19 protein-coding genes are annotated in these 19,272 nt (G+C 54.4%); 13 read left to right on the top strand and 6 right to left on the bottom strand.

Annotated features, from left to right (window positions below; genetic code table 11):
- The 3 genes from PGS25_RS13675 to rplM all read right to left on the bottom strand — a co-directional run.
- A partial coding sequence (locus PGS25_RS13675; RefSeq protein WP_270419101.1) for a ParA family protein occupies positions 1–818 on the bottom strand: 818 nt, incomplete at its 3' end.
- A gap of 478 nt (positions 819–1,296) precedes the next feature.
- On the bottom strand, positions 1,297–1,704 hold the full coding sequence (gene rpsI / locus PGS25_RS13670; protein ID WP_110437409.1) for a 30S ribosomal protein S9: 408 nt from the start codon (positions 1,702–1,704) through the stop codon (positions 1,297–1,299).
- Positions 1,705–1,718: 14 nt separating this feature from the next.
- The gene (gene rplM / locus PGS25_RS13665; RefSeq protein ID WP_116704844.1) at positions 1,719–2,147 is read right to left on the bottom strand and encodes a 50S ribosomal protein L13; all 429 of its coding nucleotides are present in this window, start codon (positions 2,145–2,147) and stop codon (positions 1,719–1,721) included.
- Positions 2,148–2,409: 262 nt separating this feature from the next.
- Between rplM and PGS25_RS13660 the strand changes: the two genes are divergently transcribed.
- From PGS25_RS13660 to PGS25_RS13650, 3 genes are read left to right on the top strand one after another with little or no spacing between them, the layout of a single operon-like run.
- The gene (locus tag PGS25_RS13660) at positions 2,410–3,144 is read left to right on the top strand and encodes a tRNA lysidine(34) synthetase (RefSeq protein WP_118360144.1); all 735 of its coding nucleotides are present in this window, start codon (positions 2,410–2,412) and stop codon (positions 3,142–3,144) included.
- A gap of 36 nt (positions 3,145–3,180) precedes the next feature.
- Positions 3,181–3,918, top strand: coding sequence for a LytR/AlgR family response regulator transcription factor (locus tag PGS25_RS13655; protein ID WP_270419100.1), 738 nt, complete (start codon positions 3,181–3,183; stop codon positions 3,916–3,918).
- Positions 3,915–5,183, top strand: a complete 1,269-nt coding sequence (locus tag PGS25_RS13650) for a sensor histidine kinase (RefSeq protein ID WP_270419099.1) — start codon at positions 3,915–3,917, stop codon at positions 5,181–5,183. Before PGS25_RS13655 ends, PGS25_RS13650 begins: the two co-directional genes overlap by 4 nt.
- 94 nt (positions 5,184–5,277) lie before the next feature.
- Here the strand turns inward: PGS25_RS13650 and PGS25_RS13645 are convergent, their stop codons facing one another.
- Positions 5,278–6,618: a butyryl-CoA:acetate CoA-transferase gene (locus PGS25_RS13645; protein ID WP_118360148.1), complete on the bottom strand. Its 1,341-nt coding sequence runs from the start codon at positions 6,616–6,618 to the stop codon at positions 5,278–5,280.
- Between the two features lie 308 nt (positions 6,619–6,926).
- Here PGS25_RS13645 and PGS25_RS13640 point away from each other — a divergent pair, with 308 nt between their 5' ends.
- The 10 genes from PGS25_RS13640 to PGS25_RS13595 all read left to right on the top strand — a co-directional run bounded on the left by PGS25_RS13640 (position 6,927) and on the right by PGS25_RS13595 (position 17,802).
- Complete coding sequence (locus tag PGS25_RS13640) at positions 6,927–7,793, top strand: transporter substrate-binding domain-containing protein (protein WP_270419098.1); 867 nt, start codon at positions 6,927–6,929, stop codon at positions 7,791–7,793.
- A gap of 100 nt (positions 7,794–7,893) precedes the next feature.
- A complete protein-coding gene (locus PGS25_RS13635) occupies positions 7,894–8,532 on the top strand; it encodes an amino acid ABC transporter permease (RefSeq protein ID WP_117492066.1) in 639 nt (212 codons plus the stop codon).
- Positions 8,533–8,544: 12 nt separating this feature from the next.
- Entirely contained in the window at positions 8,545–9,333 is a 789-nt protein-coding gene (locus PGS25_RS13630; protein WP_270419097.1) for an amino acid ABC transporter ATP-binding protein, read from the top strand.
- Positions 9,334–9,618: 285 nt separating this feature from the next.
- Positions 9,619–10,800, top strand: coding sequence for a 4-hydroxybutyrate dehydrogenase (locus tag PGS25_RS13625; RefSeq protein WP_227109720.1), 1,182 nt, complete (start codon positions 9,619–9,621; stop codon positions 10,798–10,800).
- A 109-nt stretch (positions 10,801–10,909) separates the two neighbouring features.
- Positions 10,910–12,355 carry a 4-hydroxyphenylacetate 3-hydroxylase family protein gene (locus PGS25_RS13620; protein WP_118481065.1) on the top strand — a complete coding sequence of 482 codons (1,446 nt, stop codon included), beginning with the start codon at positions 10,910–10,912 and terminating at the stop codon, positions 12,353–12,355.
- A 117-nt stretch (positions 12,356–12,472) separates the two neighbouring features.
- Positions 12,473–12,748 (top strand): hypothetical protein, encoded by a 276-nt coding sequence (locus PGS25_RS13615; protein ID WP_118730201.1) that lies wholly within the window; start codon positions 12,473–12,475, stop codon positions 12,746–12,748.
- A 44-nt stretch (positions 12,749–12,792) separates the two neighbouring features.
- Positions 12,793–14,349, top strand: coding sequence for an acyl CoA:acetate/3-ketoacid CoA transferase (locus PGS25_RS13610; RefSeq protein WP_270419095.1), 1,557 nt, complete (start codon positions 12,793–12,795; stop codon positions 14,347–14,349).
- 191 nt (positions 14,350–14,540) lie between these two features.
- Positions 14,541–15,728: an acetyl-CoA C-acetyltransferase gene (locus PGS25_RS13605; protein WP_118760997.1), complete on the top strand. Its 1,188-nt coding sequence runs from the start codon at positions 14,541–14,543 to the stop codon at positions 15,726–15,728.
- 265 nt (positions 15,729–15,993) lie between these two features.
- Positions 15,994–16,812 carry an enoyl-CoA hydratase-related protein gene (locus PGS25_RS13600; protein ID WP_118564531.1) on the top strand — a complete coding sequence of 273 codons (819 nt, stop codon included), beginning with the start codon at positions 15,994–15,996 and terminating at the stop codon, positions 16,810–16,812.
- A 114-nt stretch (positions 16,813–16,926) separates the two neighbouring features.
- Positions 16,927–17,802 (top strand): 3-hydroxyacyl-CoA dehydrogenase family protein, encoded by an 876-nt coding sequence (locus PGS25_RS13595; RefSeq protein WP_270419092.1) that lies wholly within the window; start codon positions 16,927–16,929, stop codon positions 17,800–17,802.
- Positions 17,803–17,967: 165 nt separating this feature from the next.
- Here the strand turns inward: PGS25_RS13595 and PGS25_RS13590 are convergent, their stop codons facing one another.
- Complete coding sequence (locus PGS25_RS13590; protein ID WP_330417200.1) at positions 17,968–18,495, bottom strand: spore maturation protein; 528 nt, start codon at positions 18,493–18,495, stop codon at positions 17,968–17,970.
- Between the two features lie 123 nt (positions 18,496–18,618).
- Positions 18,619–19,203 (bottom strand): nucleoside recognition domain-containing protein, encoded by a 585-nt coding sequence (locus tag PGS25_RS13585; protein ID WP_270419090.1) that lies wholly within the window; start codon positions 19,201–19,203, stop codon positions 18,619–18,621.
- Positions 19,204–19,272 lie beyond the last annotated feature (69 nt).

The raw sequence follows: 19,272 nt of genomic DNA, 5'->3' as shown, positions 1-19,272 counted from the left end.
CTACCGATGCCAGCTCTATTTTTTTCGCGCTGCTTTTCAAGTTTCAACACCTCCTTCGTCAGATTTTTGTAGCCCTCTGCCACCTTGCCGCCGGGATCATGGGCAAAAATGCTTTTTCCCTCGGCGCTGATTTCCTTTGCCCGGACAGAATGGGGAATCTCTGTGCCGAATACTTTGATCTTGCTGCCATAGGTCTCTCGCAAAAGTGCGGAAATCTCTTTGGCAAAGTTGGTTCGGCTGTCAACCATCGTCAGCAGGATACCGTCTATCTGGAGCTTGGGGTTGATCTGCCGCTTTACCTTGTTTACCGTGGAGAGCAGCTGTTCCAGCCCTTTGGCGGGCAGATACTCCGCCTGAACGGGAATTATGATCCTGTTTGCAGCGGCCAGCGCATTGACTGTGAGCATCCCCAGGGAGGGCTGGCAGTCGATGAGGATATGGGAGTATTGCCCCTTCAGCGTGTCCAGATATTGCCGCAAGATAGTCTCACGACTCATGGCATTTACCAGGGATACTTCCATACCGGATAACTGGATGTCCGCAGGCATCAGGTCTACACCCTCTGGGTGGTGCAGAATACCCTCGCCGGGACGAAGCGGCTCATCCATCAGGATACGCCCCATAGCGTCCGACAGCGTAAAGGGCAGCTTGTCCGGTTGTGGATTGCCCAGGCTGATAGTCAGGCTTCCTTGCGGGTCTCCGTCGATCAGCAGAACTTTCTTTCCGGCCTGCGCCAAACCGATTCCAAGATTGGCACAGGTGGTGGTTTTGCCAACGCCGCCCTTCTGGTTGGCAATGGCAATGATTTGCGTGTTCATTGACTTCACCTCATTTCTAATTGTTTCTGTTGCTTCTGGAAATAGAAAAAGCCGCCACTCCAAAATAAAAAGTGAAGTGACGGCTCTTTCTATCGCCGGAATACGAGTTCCTGAAATGAAAAAAGCACCCAGTCATTTTATACTGAGTGCTGTATCAAATTCATATTCAATTATTCAAATTAGGTCAAACTATGCCAAACTGCCACAGCCAAAAACGAGGGGAAAGAGGGCTGAAAAGTAGCCCCCAAAACACCCACAAAATCGGCTCTCGGTTAACCACTTTGGGCACCACTTGACCCTCTTTTTGCCCTCTTTTTGGCCGGTTAACCACTTGCGGACCACTAAAAATTGGGTGAAAACGGCTCTCGTTTTGCTAAATTTGGTCAAACTATATCAGCCCGTTTAGATACAGTAAAACCCCGGAAAACCTTGATTTTCCGGGGTTTTTGAACCATTTTGATACGGTTTGAACAGCAGATTATCTCTTGCTGAACTGAGGCGCGCGACGTGCAGCCTTGAGACCGTATTTCTTACGTTCCTTCATACGCGGATCGCGGGTCAGGAAGCCTGCAGCCTTCAAAGCTGCGCGGTACTGGTCGGAATCAGCCTGCAGCAGAGCACGAGCGATGCCGTGACGGATTGCGCCAGCCTGGCCGGTGAAGCCGCCGCCGGTTACGGTGCACTCTACGTCGAACTTGCCCTCGGTGCCGGTTACTTCGAACGGCTGACGGCAAACCATCTTCAGGGTCTCAAGACCGAAGTAGTTGTCGATGGTGCGGTTGTTGATCTTGATCTCACCGGTGCCGCCCGGGAAAAGACGAACGCGGGCAACAGAGGACTTTCTTCTGCCGGTGCCATAGAAATATGCCTTCTTAGGTGTATACATCAGTTAATCCTCCCTTACTTTTCCCAGTTCTCGGGCTTCTGAGCCTGATGATTGTGGTTCTCGCCAGCAAATACCTTCAGACGGGTAGCGGACTGACGGCCGATGGAATTCTTCGGCAGCATGCCCTTAACTGCGAGCTGCATAGCGAACTCCGGCTTCTCAGCCATCAGGGTCTTGTACTGAACTTCCTTCAGACCGCCGACCCAGCCGGTGTGATGACGATAGTACTTCTGGGTGAGCTTCTTACCGGTCAGAACCGCCTTGTCAGCGTTGACGATGATTACGAAATCGCCGCAGTCAACATGGGGAGTGAACGTGGTCTTGTGCTTGCCGCGAAGCAGCATTGCAGCGGTTGCAGCAGTACGGCCCAGCGGCTTGCCAGCTGCGTCCAGTACATACCACTTACGCTCGACATTTTCTGCCTTAGCCATAAAAGTAGACATGGTTTTTTCCTCCGTTTATATATATCAAAAATACTTTGACAACTGATTGATCGCCCGAAACGAGCATATTTATTAAAACACATCATTTTGCGCAAGTCAAGCGAAATTTTGAAAAAATATCTGCAATCCAATACATTCTCTTGTTTTCTCTTTTAATCTCTATCATACTCCCTAATACTCACTTTGCATTTCATTTTTTGCATTTGCGATTTTTGATGTTTTCTGATAAATTTTAATATGTACGATCAAAAAGGAGACTGTTATGCAGAAAATGCTTTCCTATGTCCGCCGTGCGGTGGACCATTACCATATGATAGACGAGGGCGACAGGATTGCGGTCGGCGTTTCCGGCGGCAAGGACTCGCTCGCGCTGCTCGTGGCGCTCAGCCAACTGAGCCGCTTTTATCCGCACCATTTTACAGTCGTGGCTATTACATTGGAGATGGGCTATGATGAAATGGACTTCTCCCCTGTACAAACGCTGTGCGACAAGCTGGGCGTCGAGTACATCCGTGTCCCCACCCAGATTGGCCCTATCGTGTTTGATATCCGCCATGAGGAAAACCCCTGCTCGCTCTGTGCCAAGCTGCGCCGCGGTGCCCTGCACGATGCCGCCCGCAAGGCAGGCTGCAGCAAGGTTGCGCTCGGCCATCACTTTGACGATGTAGTCGAGACCTACATGCTTTCCCTATTTTATGAAGGCCGCATTTCGTGCTTTTCGCCGGTAACCTACCTCGACCGCGCCGACATCACGCTCATTCGTCCGCTGCTGTATGTGCCGGAGTATTATGTGCGCTCGTTCGCCAAACGGCATGAGCTGCCGATCGTGCACAATCCGTGTCCGGCGGACGGCAACACCAAGCGGCAGGAGATCAAGGATTTGCTGAAAAGTCTCGAAAAGACCATGCCCGGTGTGCGCGAGCGCATTTTCGGCGCCATGCAGCGCTACCCGCTCGAGGGCTGGGAACCGGACAAGACCCGCCGCGATTACAAATGATCTGTTCCCTATATAAAAAGAAAGGAGATGAGAACCATGATCCAGATTGGCTTCTGCGACGACGATCTCAGCGTGCTCGATGAACTGCACGAGCTGCTCGGCAGCTACCGTGCGGAACACAACGCCGATATCGCCCCGACAGCCTTCCAAAGCCCGTTCGAGCTGCTGGCGGCCATCGAAAAGGGCGCACGCTTTGACATTCTGCTGCTCGATGTGCTCATGCCCGGCGAAAACGGCATCGAAGCCGCCCGCGAGATCCGTCAGTACGACTCCAACGTGAAGATCATCTTTCTCACCTCATCCGCAGAGTTTGCCGTGCAGTCGTATACGGTGGGCGCGTATTTCTATCAGCTCAAGCCGATCTGGCCGGAAAGCTTCTTCCGGCTGATGGATTCGGTCATTGCCGCCTGCTCGCGTGAGAGCAGCGCCAGCCTGATTCTGCGCTGCAGAACCGGCATCACACGCGTTGAATTGGACAAGCTGGAATACTGCGAGGTCATCCGCCGTTCCCTGCTGCTGCACAAGACTGACGGCACCGTGCTCGAGGCCGCCGGCAGCATGGACAGCCTGTGCGAAAGCCTTGCCGAACACAGGAATTTTCTGCGCATTCACCGCTCCTACCTTGTAAATTTAGAGCATATCCAGACGATCACGCCGAAAACGCTCGTTATGTCCAGCCACGCCGAGCTGCCCATTCCGCGCGGACGCTACAACGACATCAAGGATGCGTACCTTGAACACGCCTTTCAGAAAGAGCAGGTGTTCCTGACATGATCGCACTCGCTGTTGACCTTTGCAACTCCGTTGCCGTTACGCTGTTCGGCATCGCGCTCTCTGCGGCATTCTGCAATATCCACTGGACGCCCAAGGCGAAAAAGCGCATGCTGCTGTACACGCTGATGATCTTCTGCCTGTCCGGCATCGCCTACCTCGGTGTGGACCCGGGCTTCGGACGCTATCTGTATCCGCTGCACACCCACCTGCCGCTTGTGCTCGCGCTGTGCTCGCTCAGTCACGAACGCCTGTGGCCGGTGATTTCCGTGCTGACGGCGTACCTGTGCTGTCAGCTGCGGCGCTGGCTGGCGCTGATCGCGGTCGCTATCTTCTCCGGCGGAGACACCATGCAGTACGCTGTGGAAATAATCGTCACCGTGCCGCTGCTCATTCTGCTGCTCAAGGCCGCACCTGCCATCCGGTCGGTGTCGCAGTATTCGCGGGCGGTGCAGTGTCAGTTCGGCATTGTGCCCGCGGTGTACTATGCGTTTGACTATGCCACCCGCGTTTACACCGACCTGCTGTTCTCCGGTTCGGCCGTAGTCGTGGAGTTCATGCCGTTCGTATGCAGTGCGGCGTACCTGCTGTTCCTGATTCACATTTCCAGAGAGCAGCACGCACGGCTGCGTTTGGAGGAGCTGAAAAGCAATCTTGACCTGCAGGTGCATCAGGCCGTCCGTGAGATTGAAGCACTGCGTATCTCTCAGCAGAAAACCCGCGCCTACCGGCATGATCTGCGGCATCATCTGCAGTACATCACCGCCTGCATCGAGAATAAGCAGTATGAGCAGGCACTGCAGTACATTCACTCCATCAGCGAGGAAATCGAAGCCAGCCGCGTGACCGTTTACTGCGAAAACGAGGCCGCAAACCTGATTCTCTCATCGTTTGCCGACCGCGCCAAGGCGCAGGGCATCCCGCTTGCGGTGCATGCCGTGCTGCCCAATCAGCTGCCGCTTGCCGAGAGCGACCTGTGCGTGCTGCTCTCCAACGCGCTTGAGAATGCGATTCACGCATGCAGCGAGCGCGCAGACGGTGTTCCCGGACACATCGAGGTGCAGACATACGAAAAAGCCGGAAAGTTCTTCCTGCAGATTGTCAACGACTGCACGCATCCGGTGCAGTTCAGCCACGGCGTGCCGGTCTCCGACCGCGCCGGACACGGCATCGGCGTGCACAGCATTTGCAGCATCGTCGAGCGATACGGCGGCGTGTACAGCTTTTCGGTTAAGAATCAGCAGTTTATCCTGCGAATTTCACTTTAATAATTGCATAAGAAAAAACGCTCTGTTTTCACAGAGCGTTTTCTTATAAACAGTAGCAAACACCGTGCGGAACTGTAGTTCCGCCGACAGCATTTTATCTCTTATTGGAGCGCTTCCAGATACGCATCTTCTCCGCTTCCTGAATCAGCTGCTCGCGGAAATCCGGATGTGCAACCGAGATCAGAGCCTCCGCACGCTGCCATGCAGTCAGACCCTTGAGGTTTACCTTGCCGTACTCGGTGACAAACCAGTGCGCGCACGGACGGGCATCGGTAACGACCGAGCCGTTCTCAAGCGTCGGACGAATGCGGCTCTCGAGCGTGCCGTCCTTCTTCTTAAAGGTGGACGAGCAGCAGATGAAGCTCTTGCCGCCCTTGGACAGATACGCGCCCAGAACGAAGTCCAGCTGGCCGCCTGCACCGGAAATCTGCTTGACACCGGCACTTTCTGCGTTCATCTGACCGAACAGATCCACATCCACGATATTGTTGATGGAAATGAAATTGTCGATCTGTGCAATGGTGCGCGCATCGTTGGTATAAGATACCGGTGCAGACATGCACTCCGGATTATCATTTACAAAATCGTACAGTTTCTGGGTGCCTGCGCCGAACGCGAACACCTGACGGCCGCGGTCGATGGCCTTCTTCGAGCCGTTGATCTTGCCTGCACGGGAGATGTCAACGAATGCGTCAACGTACATCTCGGTATGAACGCCGAGGTCCTTCAGGTCAGACTCTGCAATCATCGAGCCTACGGTATTCGGCATGCCGCCGATGCCCAGCTGCAGGCACGCGCCGTTCGGGATTTCCTCCACGATCAGCTTTGCAACCGCCTTATCAACCTCGGTCGGCTCGCCGCCAGCGCCCATCTGCGGCATTTCGGTGTCGCTCTCAACGATCATATCCACCTGCGAAATGTGAATGCCGTCCTCAAAGCCACCAAGGCAGCGCGGCATATACTTGTTGACCTCAACGATGATAACATCGGATACATCGCAGATCGCCTTGAGGTGCGAAGCCTGCGGGCCGAAGCTGAACCAGCCGTGTGCGTCCATCGGCGCCACCTGAATCATGGCTACATTGACATGACGGACGTTCTCGCGGTACCAGCGCGGCATCTCGGAGTAGCGCAGTGCGCTGTAAAAGCCGAAGCCCTCCATGCAGGCCTTGCGCTCAATGCCGGACATATGCCACGAGTTCCAGGTGATCTTGTCGGCTGCATCCGGAATATCGAATACCGCCGGTCGGCGCATGAGTACGCCGCCGCGGAAGTTTACATCCTCCAGCTCGCCCATGCGGGCAGCAAGCGCCTTGTCCAGTGCAACAGGCGTACCCGTACACCAGCCGTAGTCTACCCAGTCACCCGATTTAACAACTTTAACGGCTTCATCCGCCGTTGTCAGCTTCTGCTGATACAGTGCAGTATAATCCACGCTGATTCCCTCCGTCTTACTTGTTCTTCATTGTTTATTCTTTAACAATCATGCTTACTTATGATTATAATCTCTTTTGGGGTACAGGTCAACACAGGTTCGCAAAAAAGAGTGAGAATCCATTCAAACCGCTCCCCGCCCTCTTCCCCTTATATTTCACCCGGTTATTTTAGATTTTGCACAAAATACCGTCCGGTTATTCTTCAAAAATACTGAAAATCCGCATGAAAATCAGGGGTTGATTTTCTGCGCTAAAGTGTTATAATAGTAAACAAGATATGAACTGAATTACAGGAGGTTTTCTAAAAATGAAGACGAAGAAACTTCTTGCACTGCTGATGGCAGGCGCAATGAGTGTATCCATGCTGTCCGGCTGCGGCGGCTCTGCTGCCAAGACCGACGACTCGAGCGCCGATGCGGCTGACACCTCAGCTTCCGCCGAGAGCGATATGGATTATGTAAAGAGCAACGGCAAGCTGGTCATCGGCATCACGGATTTCGCACCGATGGATTATAAGGAAGACGGCTCGGACGAGTGGGTCGGCTTTGACGCGGACATGGCAAAGGCTTTCGCTGAGAGCCTGGGCGTAAAAGCTGAGTTCATCGAGATCAACTGGGACAACAAGATCATGGAGCTGGATTCCAAGGGCGTTGACGCCGTTTGGAACGGCATGACCCTGACCGATGAGGTTAAGACCTCCATGAACTGTTCCGACCCGTATGCGACCAACGCACAGGTAGTCGTTGTTCCGTCCGACAAGGCCGACGCTGCCAAGGACATCGACTCCATCAAGGATATGACCTTCGCGGTTGAGTCCGGCTCCGCCGGTGAGGCTGCTGCACAGGCTGCCGGTCTGAATGCAACCGCAGTTCAGTCTCAGGCTGACGCACTGATGGAGGTTGCCGCAGGCACCTCTGATGCCTGCGTGATCGACCTGCTGATGGCAGGCGCTATGATTGGCGAGGGCACCAGCTACCCGAACCTGACCTACACCGTAAACCTCAACGAGGCCAACGGTGAGGAGGACGAGAACTACGTTGTTGGCTTCCGCAAGGATTCTGACCTGACCGAAGCATTCAACAACTTCTACAAGGGCGCTTACAAGGACGGCATCGTTCTTTCCTTCGCTCAGAAGTACGGCGTACAGGAAGCAATCGTAGATCCGGAGGCTTAACTCCCATTCCCCCAGTTAATATAAGGCAGAAGGCGGACTACCGTCTTCTGCCTTATGTGTCACAGGAAATAAAGTAAAAAAGAGGTAAAGAGGAAACGACATGTTTGCCAATGTAACACTCAGCCTGATGGGCGGCTTTGTTACCACCGTACAGCTTTTCTGCCTGACGCTGGTATTCGCTCTGCCGCTCGGCCTGCTTATCAGCTTCGGCTCGATGAGCCGCATTACACCGCTGCGCGCACTCATCAAAATCATCGTCTGGATCGTCCGCGGCACGCCGCTTATGCTCCAAATCATCATCATTTTCTACGGTCCTGCCCTGCTGTGGGATATTTCCCTGCCGCGCTTCACCGCTGCGCTAGTTGCGTTTGTCATCAACTACGCCTGCTACTTCTCGGAGATCTTCCGCGGCGGCATTCAGGGCATTCCGAGCGGTCAGTATGAAGCCGGTCAGGTGCTCGGCATGACCAAAAGCCAGATTTTCTTCAAGGTAACGCTGCTGCAGGTCATCAAGCGCGTTATCCCGCCGATGGGCAACGAGTTTATCAACCTTGTTAAAGATACCGCACTGGCGCGTACCATCGCGGTATACGAGGTGCTGTGGATGGGCGAAAAGTTCATCAAGAGCGCCGGTATCATCTGGCCGCTGTTCTACACTGCCGTATTCTACCTGCTGTTCAACGGTATTCTGACCCTGCTGTTCGGCTGGATCGAAAAGAAAATGGATTACTTTAAATAAGGAGGAGCCGTTATGCCTATTCTGGAGGTACAGCACCTTTATAAGAACTTCGGCCCTACCAAGGTGCTTAAAGACATCAGTTTTACATTGGAGCGCGGCAAGGCGCTTGCCATCATCGGCTCGTCCGGTTCGGGCAAGACCACGCTGCTGCGCTGCCTGAATTTTCTCGAGACCCCGAATGAGGGTAAGATCATCGTAAACGGCGAGACACTGCTCGACGCTGCCGACCATGCCGCCAAGAGCGATGCGCAGATCCGCAAGAACCGTCTGCACTTCGGCATGGTGTTCCAGTCGTTCAATCTGTTCCCGCAGTACACTGCACTGGAGAACGTCATGCTCGCTCCCCTGCTGCAGGCCAAGGAACGCCCAGACTACAAGCAGAACAAGCGCGAGATTCACGAGCAGATCGAGCACCGCGCCATCGAGCTGCTCGAGATGATGAGCCTTGAGGGCCGCATGAGCCACTATCCGCACCAGCTGTCCGGCGGTCAGCAGCAGCGCGTCGCCATTGCGCGTGCGCTCGCGCTCAAGCCGGATATCCTGTGCTTCGACGAGCCGACCTCGGCGCTCGACCCCGAGCTGACCGGTGAGGTGCTGCGCGTTATCCGCTCACTGGCGGACCAGCACACCACCATGATCATCGTCACCCACGAGATGGCGTTTGCCCGCGATGTGGCCGATCATGTCGTGTTCATGGACGGCGGCACCATCGTTGAGGAGGGCACGCCGACAGAGGTATTTGAAAATGCGCATAACGAGCGAACCCGCGCATTTTTGAGCCGTTTTTCACAAAACAGCTAAAGAACGGAAAATTATGCAAAAACTTTTCGGTACTTTTCACCATTACCCCATTTACAAATCACAATAAATACGTTAAAATAGTCCCGTAATAAGATTGCGGGACTTTTTATTGTCTTTTTGTACAGGTTTAGTTGGTCAATTTTTGATGAAATTATTGTTTGTTTGTGTTGAAGTTTTGGCGCAAATTTGCTACAATAAGAACACAGGAAAAAACCACCCTGTAAAATCATGTAATAAAAAGCCGCACGGCCTTTTATAAAATTTTTGATTGGAGATGTTTCTACTATGGCTATGGATGCTTTCAGCGCCTCCCTGATGAAGGACAAGAGAGAGATCGTCATTGCCCCGACTATTTACAAGTTTGACACCTTTGGTGCTTTCGCTGAGGAGTTCAAGCTGGGCGAGCGCGACGTCGTTCTGACCAACGAATTCATCTACAAGCCCTTCATGGAAGAGCTTGGCCTCAAGAGCAAGTTCGTATTCCAGGAGAAGTTCGGTGCAGGCGAGCCTTCCGAGGCTATGATCGAGACCATGTACGAGGCTATTCCGTACGATTCCTACGACCGCGTAATCGCAGTAGGCGGCGGTGCTATCATGGACCTTTGCAAGCTGCTCGGCTGCAAGCGCCCGACCTCCGTACATGAGCTGTACTTCAAGCGCGAGCCTGTTGTACATGAGAAGGAAGTTATCGCTATCCCGACCACCTGCGGTACCGGTTCTGAGGTTACCAACATTTCTGTTGCTATCGTTAAGGACGAGAAGGACGGCAAGCTGACCGGCGGCGATACCAAGCTCGGCCTGGTTTCCGACGACATCATCCCGAACAAGGTTTGCCTGGTTCCGGATCTGCTCAAGACCCTGCCGTACAAGCCGTTCGCAGCATCCGCTATCGATGCTCTGATCCACGCTACCGAGTCTTTCCTGTCCCCGCACCGCAAGACCGTTACCTCCGAGATGTTCTCCGTTAAGGCTATGGAGATGATCCTCGAGGGCTTCCGCCGCATCGCTCTGGAAGGCCCGGACGCTCGTATGGATTACCTTGGCGAGTTCGTTCATGCTTCCCTGTTTGCAGGCATCGCATTCCTGAAGGCTGGCTGTGCAACCGTACACGGCATGTCCTTCCCGCTCGGCGGCACCTACCATGTTCCGCACGGCGAGTCCAACTACGCTCTGTTCGGCAAGATCCTCGAGATGTACGACGAGTACGAGCCGGCTGGCGAGCTGGGCAAGTTCAAGGAAATCGTTGCTCGCTGCCTGGGCTGCACCAAGGACGACGCTCTGCGCACCCTGAACGTAACCCTGGAGAAGGTTCTGCACCTGAAGCCGCTGCATGAGTACGGCTTCAAGGAAGAGGACGTTAAGGCATTTGCACTGTCTGTTGATGCAAACCAGCAGCGTCTGATCACCAACTCTTACCGTCCGTGGAGCATCGAGCTCAGCGAGCGCGTATACAAAGAGTGCTTCTAATTTCCGTATGTAACGCCTGAATAGGGCGGGGAGTCCCGTCTCCCCGCCCTGTTTTCTTTATTCATGTTATGTGCACCAAATTGTAATGAGAAAGGATACTTGATCACTTATGATGACCAAAGACCAGTACATTGAATCCTTGCGCAAGCTGAACCTCAACCTGTATATGTTCGGCAAGAAGGTAGAGAACCCGGTTGACGACCCGGTTATCCGTCCTTCCCTTAACTCCTTCGCCGCTACCTACGAGCTGGCTGAGGACCCGCAGTATCAGGATCTGATGACTGCTACCTCCCACATCTCCGGCAAGAAGATCAACCGCTTCACCCACATGCATCAGTCCACCGACGACCTGATCAAGAAGGTTAAGATGCAGCGTCTGCTCGGTCAGAAGACCGCAGCCTGCTTCCAGCGCTGCGTAGGCATGGACGCTATGAACGCTGTATTCTCCTCCACCTACGAGATCGACGAGGCTTGCGGCACCAAGTACCACGAGAACTTCCTCAAGTTCCTGACCCGCGTACAGGACGAGGATCTCGCAGTTGACGGCGCTATGACCGACGTTAAGGGCGACCGTTCCCTCGCTCCGTCCAAGCAGGCTGATCCGGATCTGTTCCTGCACGTTGTAGAGCGCACCGCTGACGGCGTATACGTTACCGGCGCTAAGGCTCACCAGACCGGCTTTGTAAACTCTCACGAGGTTCTGGTAATGCCGACCATCTCCATGCGCGAGGGCGACGAGGACTACGCGATTTCCTTCGCTGTACCGACCGATTCCAAGGGCATCACCCTGATCTACGGCCGTCAGTCCTGCGACACCCGCAAGATGGAAGAGTACAACGACATCGACGTTGGCAACAAGGTATACGGCGGCCACGAAGTTCTCGTTATCTTCGACCGCGTATTCGTTCCGAACGACCGCATCTTCCTCAACGGCGAAGTTAAGTTTGCCGGCATGATCGTAGAGCGTTTCGCAGGCTATCACCGTCAGTCTTACGGCGGCTGCAAGGTCGGCGTAGGCGACGTTCTGATCGGCGCTACCGCTCTGGCTGGCGATATGGCTGGCTCCTCCAAGGCTTCCCACGTTAAGGACAAGCTGATCGAGATGACCCACCTGAACGAGACCCTGTACTGCTGCGGTATCGCTTGCTCCTCTCAGGGCACTAAGACCAAGGCAGGCAACTATCTGATCGATCTGCTGCTGGCTAACGTCTGCAAGCAGAACGTTACCCGCTTCCCGTACGAGATCGCTCGTCTGGCACAGGATCTGGCAGGCGGCCTGATGGTAACCCAGCCGTCCGAGGCTGATTACCGCAACCCGGAGCTCAAGCCGTACATCGAGAAGTACCTCAAGGGCGTTGCTTCCGTTCCGACTGAGGACCGTATGCGTCTGCTGCGCCTGATCGAGAACATGACCATGGGTACTGCAGCTGTCGGCTATCTGCCGGAGTCCATGCACGGTGCAGGCTCGCCGCAGGCTCAGCGCATCATGATTGCCCGTCAGTCCAACCTTGAAATGAAGAAGGAACTGGCAAAGAAGATTGCTCGCATCAAGTAATCTCTGAGCAAACTATAGGCACTCATGGAGCACCCGTGAGTGCCTGTGTTTGTGTTATTACCCATTGTTTCCCTATGGTAACATTCGGAAATGCTACATAGAAAGGGGTTGTGCGCCTTGCTTCGCTGCACAGTAAAATTCTGCGGCGGCTGCAATCCGCGCTATGAGCGCGGCGATGCCTACAAGGCGATTTGCGCTGCCCTTCTGGATACCGCCTCATTCTCCTATCCGGAGGACGGTGTTCCATATGACGTACTGCTGATCCTGCGCGGCTGCACCGGCTGTCCGTATCTCTATGAGGAGATCGAGGCCGCGCACCGTGTTGTTGTTGCCGCAGCGGATGAGATTCCGCAGGCGATAGATAGAATCAGGTCTTTCACGTCGCAGGCGTGACCACTGTAAAACCGGTCGCACTATTATCAGGAGGATTGATAAACATGAAGAAAGTAAGCATCATCACCGCGGAGGAAGCTGCTCTGAAGGTTCAGGACGGCGATACCATTGCTACCGGCGGTTTCGTATCCTGTGCTTGCCCGGAGACCCTTTCCAAGGCTCTCGAGAAGCGTTTTCTTGAGACCGGCCACCCGCAGAACCTGACCCTGTTCTTTGCAGCCGGTCAGGGCCACCGCGATGGCACCGGCGGTGACCATTACGGCCATGAAGGCATGGTTAAGCGCGTTATCGGCGGCCACTGGGACCGTGCTCCGAAGCTCGGCGAGCTGGCTCTGAACAACAAGATCGAGGCTTACAACCTGCCGCAGGGCGTTATCTCGCACATGTACCGCGATATCGCTGCTCACAACATCGGCACCATCACCCACGTTGGCCTGAAGACCTTCGCTGACCCGCGCAACGGCGGCGGCAAGCTGAACGACGTTACCAAGGAAGATCTGGTAAAGGTTGTTAACATCGAGGGTCAGGAGCGCCTGCTGTACAAGGGCTTCCCGATCAACGTTGTATTCCTGCGTGCTTCCTACTGCGATGAGTACGGCAACTGCACCGTACATCGTGAGATCGGTCCTCTGGACGTAACTGCTATGGCTCAGGCCTGCAAGAACTCCGGCGGCAAGGTAATCGTTCAGGTTGAGAAGATCGTACAGGGCGGTTCTCTGGACCCGAAGCTGGTTGCTATCCCGGGCATCTATGTTGACTCTGTTGTAGTCGGCACCGATGAGGAGAACATGCAGTGCCTCGGCATGCCGTACGACGGCGCGCTGACCGGCGAGTTCCGCATCCCGGTTGACGCTATCCCGCCGATCCCGATGGACGCTAAGAAGATCATCGCCCGCCGTGCTGCTATGGAGCTGCCGCAGGACGCTATCGTAAACCTCGGCACCGGCGCACCGGAGAAGATCGCTAACGTAGCTGCTGAAGAAGGCATCTCCGACAAGATGACCCTTACCGTTGAGGCAGGCTCTATCGCAGGTGTACCGTACGGCGGCACCCAGTTCGGCGCTGCTGCTAACGCACAGTGCATCATCCCGCACAACGTACAGTTCGACTTCTATCAGGGCGGCGGCCTTGACGTTGCATTCCTCGGCCTGGCCGAGACTGCTCCGAACGGCGACCTGAACGTATCCAAGTTCGGCACCCGTCTGGCAGGTGCAGGCGGCTTCATCGACATCACCCAGAACGCCAAGAAGGTTGTTTACTGCGGCACCTTCACTGCAAAGGGCCTCAAGACTGAGTGCAAGGACGGCAAGCTCGTTATCACCCAGGAAGGCGCTAAGAAGAAGTTCGTTAAGCAGGTTGAGCACATCACCTTCTCCGGCGATTACGCTAACGAGGTACATCAGCCGGTTCTGTACATCACCGAGCGCTGCGTATTCGAGCTGCGTCCGGAAGGCGTTACCCTGACCGAGATCGCTCCGGGCATCGACCTGCAGACCCAGATCCTCGACCAGATGGACTTCGTTCCGAAGATGGCTGACGAGATCAAGACCATGGACGCTCGCATCTTCCGTGACGAGCTGATGGGTCTGGCTAACGACTAATCAATTCTATTTGTGCAGATTACGCAAACGGGAACTGGACTTTTCATATAATTTTACAGAATCGACCAATTCCCCTTGCATTCTGCAGAATAGTTTGATAAAATATTAACGAACTCAAAAAAAATCGAGTTTCCATCACCATGCGGCGGCATAGTTTTTCGCCGCATCAGTAGAAAAGGAGAAACAGCTAAATGAACGTTTACATCTGTTCCGCTGCCCGTACCGCAATCGGCACTTACGGCGGCACCCTCCGCGATGTACACTCCTCCGAGCTTGGCACCGCTGCTGCAAAGGCAGCTATCGAGCGTGCAGGCGTTGACAAGGAAGCAATCGACGAGGTTCTGTTCGGTCAGGTACTGCAGGGCGGCGTAGGCCAGAACGTAGCACGTCAGGTTTGCCTGAAGTCCGGTCTGCCGATCACCACCCCGGCTATGACCCTGAACAAGGTTTGCGCTTCCTCCATGCGTGCCATCTCCCTCGGCACCCAGATCATCCGTTCCGGCGAGAACAAGATGATGCTGGTAGGCGGCTGCGAGTCTATGTCTGGTGCTCCGTACATCTCCCGCGATACCCGCTGGGGTGCTCGCATGGGCGACAAGAAGCTGGTCGATATGATGGTATACGACGGCGTATTTGATGTATTCAACCAGTACCACATGGGCATCACTGCAGAAAACGTAGCTGAAAAGTACGGCATCACCCGCGAAATGCAGGACGAGATCGCTCTCGCTTCCCAGCAGAAGGCTGCTGCTGCCATCGCTAACGGCCGCTTCAAGGACGAGATCGTTCCGATCGAAGTTAAGAAGAAGAAGGAAACCGTTATCTTTGATACCGACGAGCATGTAAAGCCGAACACCACTCTGGAGATCCTCGGCAAGTTGCGCCCGGCATTCAAGAAGGACGGCACCGTAACCGCAGGCAACGCTTCCGGCATCAACGATGCAGGCGCTGCAATGATCATCGCTTCCGAGGAGTTCGTTAAGGCAAACGGTCTCAAGCCGCTGGCTAAGGTTCGTGCCTGGGGCTCTGTAGGCTGTGATCCGTCCATCATGGGCGTAGGTCCGATCGAGTCCACCCGTCAGGCTCTGTCCCGCGCAGGTCTGACCGTTGCTGACCTCGACCTGATCGAGTCCAACGAGGCATTTGCTGCACAGGCTGCTGCTGTTAACCGTGAGCTTGGCTTTGATATGGACAAGGTTAACGTAAACGGCGGCGCAATCGCTCTGGGTCACCCGATCGGTGCAGCCGGCTGCCGCATCACCACCACCCTGATTCACGAAATGATCAAGCGCGACCTGACCATCGGTCTGGCTACCATGTGCATCGGCGGCGGTATGGGCGAAGCTATCATCGTTGAGCGCGACGAGCTCTGCAAGTAAGTCTTGCTATAGGGGGCTTCAAAAGCCCCCTATATACCAAAATCAGTTCCGTAGAAACTGATTTTGGATACCCGAACGACGCCGCCCAGGGCGGCTGGGTCGGGGTGTAAAAACCCACGCGCATGTCGCGGGTTTTTACGAACAGAAGCTCGCTTCTGTTCTATTTTGACTGCAAACATCCTTTGGATGTTTGATGGCCTCCGAATAGAGGTCAGCCTTGAGCGTTTTACGCTCATAGCACATATTCTGAAAGGAAGTCTTAAAAATGACTGACGTAGTAATCGAAAAAAAGGGTCATGTTGCGATCGTTAAGATCGAGCACATGAAGGCTATGAACGCTCTGTCCACCGACATGTACGCACAGCTGGAAGAGGCATTCGACGAGCTGGCTAAGGATCTGGATGACGTTTATGCAGTAGTTCTGACCGGTTCTTCCACCGTTAACAAGAAGGGCAAGACCGTTAACTCCTTCGTTGCAGGCGCTGACATCTCCGAGATGGCTACCAAGACCTGTGCAGAAGGCAAGCTGTTCGGCAACGAGTCCAACCGCGTTTGCTGGAAGATCGAGAACTTCAAGCGTCCGGTTATTGCTGCCATCAACGGCTTCTGCCTCGGCGGCGGCTGCGAGCTGGCTATGTCCTGCGACATCCGTCTCGCTTCCGAGAACGCTTCCTTCGGTCAGCCTGAAGTTGGTCTGGGCATCACCCCGGGCTGCGGCGGCACCCAGCGTCTGGCTCGCTTCGTAGGCGCAGGCAAGGCTAAGGAAATGCTGTACACTGCTCGCGCTAACTACACCGCTCAGGACGCTCTGAACATGGGCCTGGTTAACTACGTATATCCGCTGGAGAACCTGCTCGACGAGGCTGTAAAGCTGGCCGAGGAGATCGCTGCTCAGGCTCCGATCGCTGTTTCCCTGGTTAAGGAAGCTGTAAACGTTGGCATGCAGACCGACCTGAACTCCGCTCTGAAGTTCGAGGGCAACTGCTTCGCACAGTGCTTCGCTACCGAGGATCAGAAGTACGGCATGGCTTACTTCCTAGACAAGAACCGCGACAAGCCGGCTAAGGAATTCAAGAATAAGTAAGCATTGAGACAGTCGGACCGCACAATTCAAAACCAGATTGTGCGGTTTTGACTAATCAATATTCGCAATACCTGTTCATCCATCCGCAAAGAGTGAGAGAGAGGTTAATTTAGCATGAAAGTTTGTGTATTCGGCGCTGGCAACATGGGCGCACGCATCACTGAGGTATTTCTGAACGCAGGTCATGACGTTACCATGATCGACATCAAGCCGGAGTTCACCGAGCGCGGCAAGACCGTTATCACACACGATTACGAGTTTCTCGTAAGCAAGGGCAAGATGACCGCAGAGCGCAAGGACGAGCTGCTCGCTTCCCTCAAGACCTCGGTTGACCGCAAGGACGCTGCCGAAGCTGACTTCATCATGGAAGTTATTCTGGAGCGCATGGATCTGAAGAAGGACCTGCTGGAGGATCTGGACAAGATCTGCCCCGCTCACACCATCTTCGCTTCCAACACTTCCGGTCTGTCCATCACCGAGATGGCTGCCTGCATCCCGCACCGTTCGGATAAGTTCATCGGCTGCCACTTCTTCAACCCGGCTCAGATCATGAAGCTGGTTGAGGTTACCCGCGCGATCCAGACTTCGGACGAAACCTTCCAGACCGCATTTGACCTGATGGCATCCCTGGGCAAGACCCCGGTTGCCGTTAAGGAAGGTCCTGGTTTCGTTGTAAACCGCATCCTGATCCCGATGATGAACGAGGCAATGGGTATCGTTGCTGACGGCATCGCTTCCCCTGCTGATGTCGACGTTGCCATGCAGCTTGGCGCAGGCATGAAGTCCGGCCCGCTGCACACCGCTGACCTTGTTGGCCACGACGTAAACCTCGCAATCATGGAGACGCTGTACCGCGAGACCGGCGACCCGAAGTACCGTCCGCATCCGCTGATGCGTCAGATGGTTCGTGCCGGCTGGCTGGGCGTTAAGACCGGCAAGGGCTTCTTCGACTATGATGGTCCTTTCGGCAAGGAGATCGTGAAGAAGTAATCGCTTTACAATATAAAAAGCATCTGTGCTTCGGCATAGATGCTTTTTTATATTCTCAGTCTGTAAATTTTTTCACACATTGCACAAATAGTGTAAGTAATGTTTATTTAATTCGCTAATTTTTGACATAAGCTATGGTAATTTTTTAACATACACGATATAATATTAACTGTATGGGAAATATATTCTAACCAATGCTGCAGAGGCGGTAAATGCTGCCAGATCACCGCACAATGCCGCAAATACAGCATATCTGGTTCGGTTTAAACCAAGGTGCCCGCTGTACACGCTGATCGTGTACAGGCTGGTTTCCGAGGCTCCCAGCATCACTGCGGCCACGCGTCCGGCATAGCTGTCCGGTCCGCAGCGTCGTATAATTTCACTGCCCATCGCCAGTCCTCCTCCTCCGCTGATCGGCTTCAGCAGGGTCAGGGCTGTGCATTCTTTCGGTATGCCCAGTATACGCAGTGCGGGCGCGAGCACGCTTGCCGCAATATCAACGGCACCTGAAGCGCGCAGCATGAACACGACTGTCAGCATCCCGACCATAACAGGCAGTATCTGCACCGCGGTTTTCAAACCGACGGCTGCACCGCGCAGAAAAGTTGGAAATACGTCCACGCCTTTGCACAGCGCATACAGGCTGATTCCCGCCAAAAGTGCCGGAATGAGCGCGTTCTGCAAAATCTGCAACCATCTCCCTCCTTGTATTATTTCCCTCGCTTGGAAATTTTTTGATGATTGTTTGCTTATTCGACAAATTTCTTGCTTTTCATGTGTGATAATACCACTTGTAAGGCGCACTTACCTGTCCCGCTATTCCCCATCCGGAAAAAAAGGACGCAGCAGCTTGCTGCTGAGCAGCACCGCCGCAACGGAAGCCGCAGAAGCTCCCCACACCGGCAGCATAATATCAAATGGCGCGTGTGCTCCGCAAGCCGCACGAACCGCCGCCACCGTAGACGGAATCAGCTGAATTGAGGTTGCGTTCAGCACGATCAGTGTCAGCACGGTATCCGGCGCTCCGCTCCGCCCTGCAAGAACATACAGCCGCTCTGACGCACGCAATCCCAACGGCGTTGCCGCGTTGGATAACCCCAGCAAATTTGCCGTTATATTGGCGCTTACTGCTTCCATCGCCTGCTTATCCTGCGATGCGCTTCCGAACAAGGGACGCAGAACAGGTGCCATCAGACGGGACAGCTGCTCTGCCAGTCCGGAAGCCTGCAGCAGCTCCATCACACCGCTCCAGAAGCACATCAGCCCGGTGATACTGATCGCCAGCGTAATCGCTTCCGCAGCCCCTGTGGGGACCGCTGCCGTAACCTCTGCCAGCCTGCCCGTGACCGCACCGCATAGCAGCGCCATACAAAGGAACACCGTCCAGATAACGGACAGCATATCGTGTTCCCCCCTTCCGTCCAACATCCCAAGTGAGTGGGATTTGGTAATACATTTTTTATGATGAAG

Origin of the sequence: Butyricicoccus sp. AM78-15b2TA, from assembly GCF_027665985.1 — a bacterium.
Classification (GTDB): Bacteria; Bacillota; Clostridia; order Oscillospirales; family Butyricicoccaceae; genus Agathobaculum; species Agathobaculum butyriciproducens.
Note: the sequence above shows the minus strand (reverse complement) of the source record. Positions and strands in the feature narration are given on the sequence as shown.

What these genes read in the sequence shown, in the direction of transcription:
- rpsI (WP_110437409.1), bottom strand. Translation starts at nt 1,704, where the DNA reads ATGTATACACCTAAGAAGGCATATTTCTATGGCACCGGCAGAAGAAAG.
- rplM (WP_116704844.1), bottom strand. Translation starts at nt 2,147, where the DNA reads ATGTCTACTTTTATGGCTAAGGCAGAAAATGTCGAGCGTAAGTGGTAT.
- PGS25_RS13660 (WP_118360144.1), top strand. Translation starts at nt 2,410, where the DNA reads ATGCAGAAAATGCTTTCCTATGTCCGCCGTGCGGTGGACCATTACCAT.
- PGS25_RS13655 (WP_270419100.1), top strand. Translation starts at nt 3,181, where the DNA reads ATGATCCAGATTGGCTTCTGCGACGACGATCTCAGCGTGCTCGATGAA.
- PGS25_RS13650 (WP_270419099.1), top strand. Translation starts at nt 3,915, where the DNA reads ATGATCGCACTCGCTGTTGACCTTTGCAACTCCGTTGCCGTTACGCTG.
- PGS25_RS13640 (WP_270419098.1), top strand. Translation starts at nt 6,927, where the DNA reads ATGAAGACGAAGAAACTTCTTGCACTGCTGATGGCAGGCGCAATGAGT.
- PGS25_RS13635 (WP_117492066.1), top strand. Translation starts at nt 7,894, where the DNA reads ATGTTTGCCAATGTAACACTCAGCCTGATGGGCGGCTTTGTTACCACC.
- PGS25_RS13630 (WP_270419097.1), top strand. Translation starts at nt 8,545, where the DNA reads ATGCCTATTCTGGAGGTACAGCACCTTTATAAGAACTTCGGCCCTACC.
- PGS25_RS13625 (WP_227109720.1), top strand. Translation starts at nt 9,619, where the DNA reads ATGGCTATGGATGCTTTCAGCGCCTCCCTGATGAAGGACAAGAGAGAG.
- PGS25_RS13620 (WP_118481065.1), top strand. Translation starts at nt 10,910, where the DNA reads ATGATGACCAAAGACCAGTACATTGAATCCTTGCGCAAGCTGAACCTC.
- PGS25_RS13610 (WP_270419095.1), top strand. Translation starts at nt 12,793, where the DNA reads ATGAAGAAAGTAAGCATCATCACCGCGGAGGAAGCTGCTCTGAAGGTT.
- PGS25_RS13605 (WP_118760997.1), top strand. Translation starts at nt 14,541, where the DNA reads ATGAACGTTTACATCTGTTCCGCTGCCCGTACCGCAATCGGCACTTAC.
- PGS25_RS13600 (WP_118564531.1), top strand. Translation starts at nt 15,994, where the DNA reads ATGACTGACGTAGTAATCGAAAAAAAGGGTCATGTTGCGATCGTTAAG.
- PGS25_RS13595 (WP_270419092.1), top strand. Translation starts at nt 16,927, where the DNA reads ATGAAAGTTTGTGTATTCGGCGCTGGCAACATGGGCGCACGCATCACT.
- PGS25_RS13585 (WP_270419090.1), bottom strand. Translation starts at nt 19,203, where the DNA reads ATGCTGTCCGTTATCTGGACGGTGTTCCTTTGTATGGCGCTGCTATGC.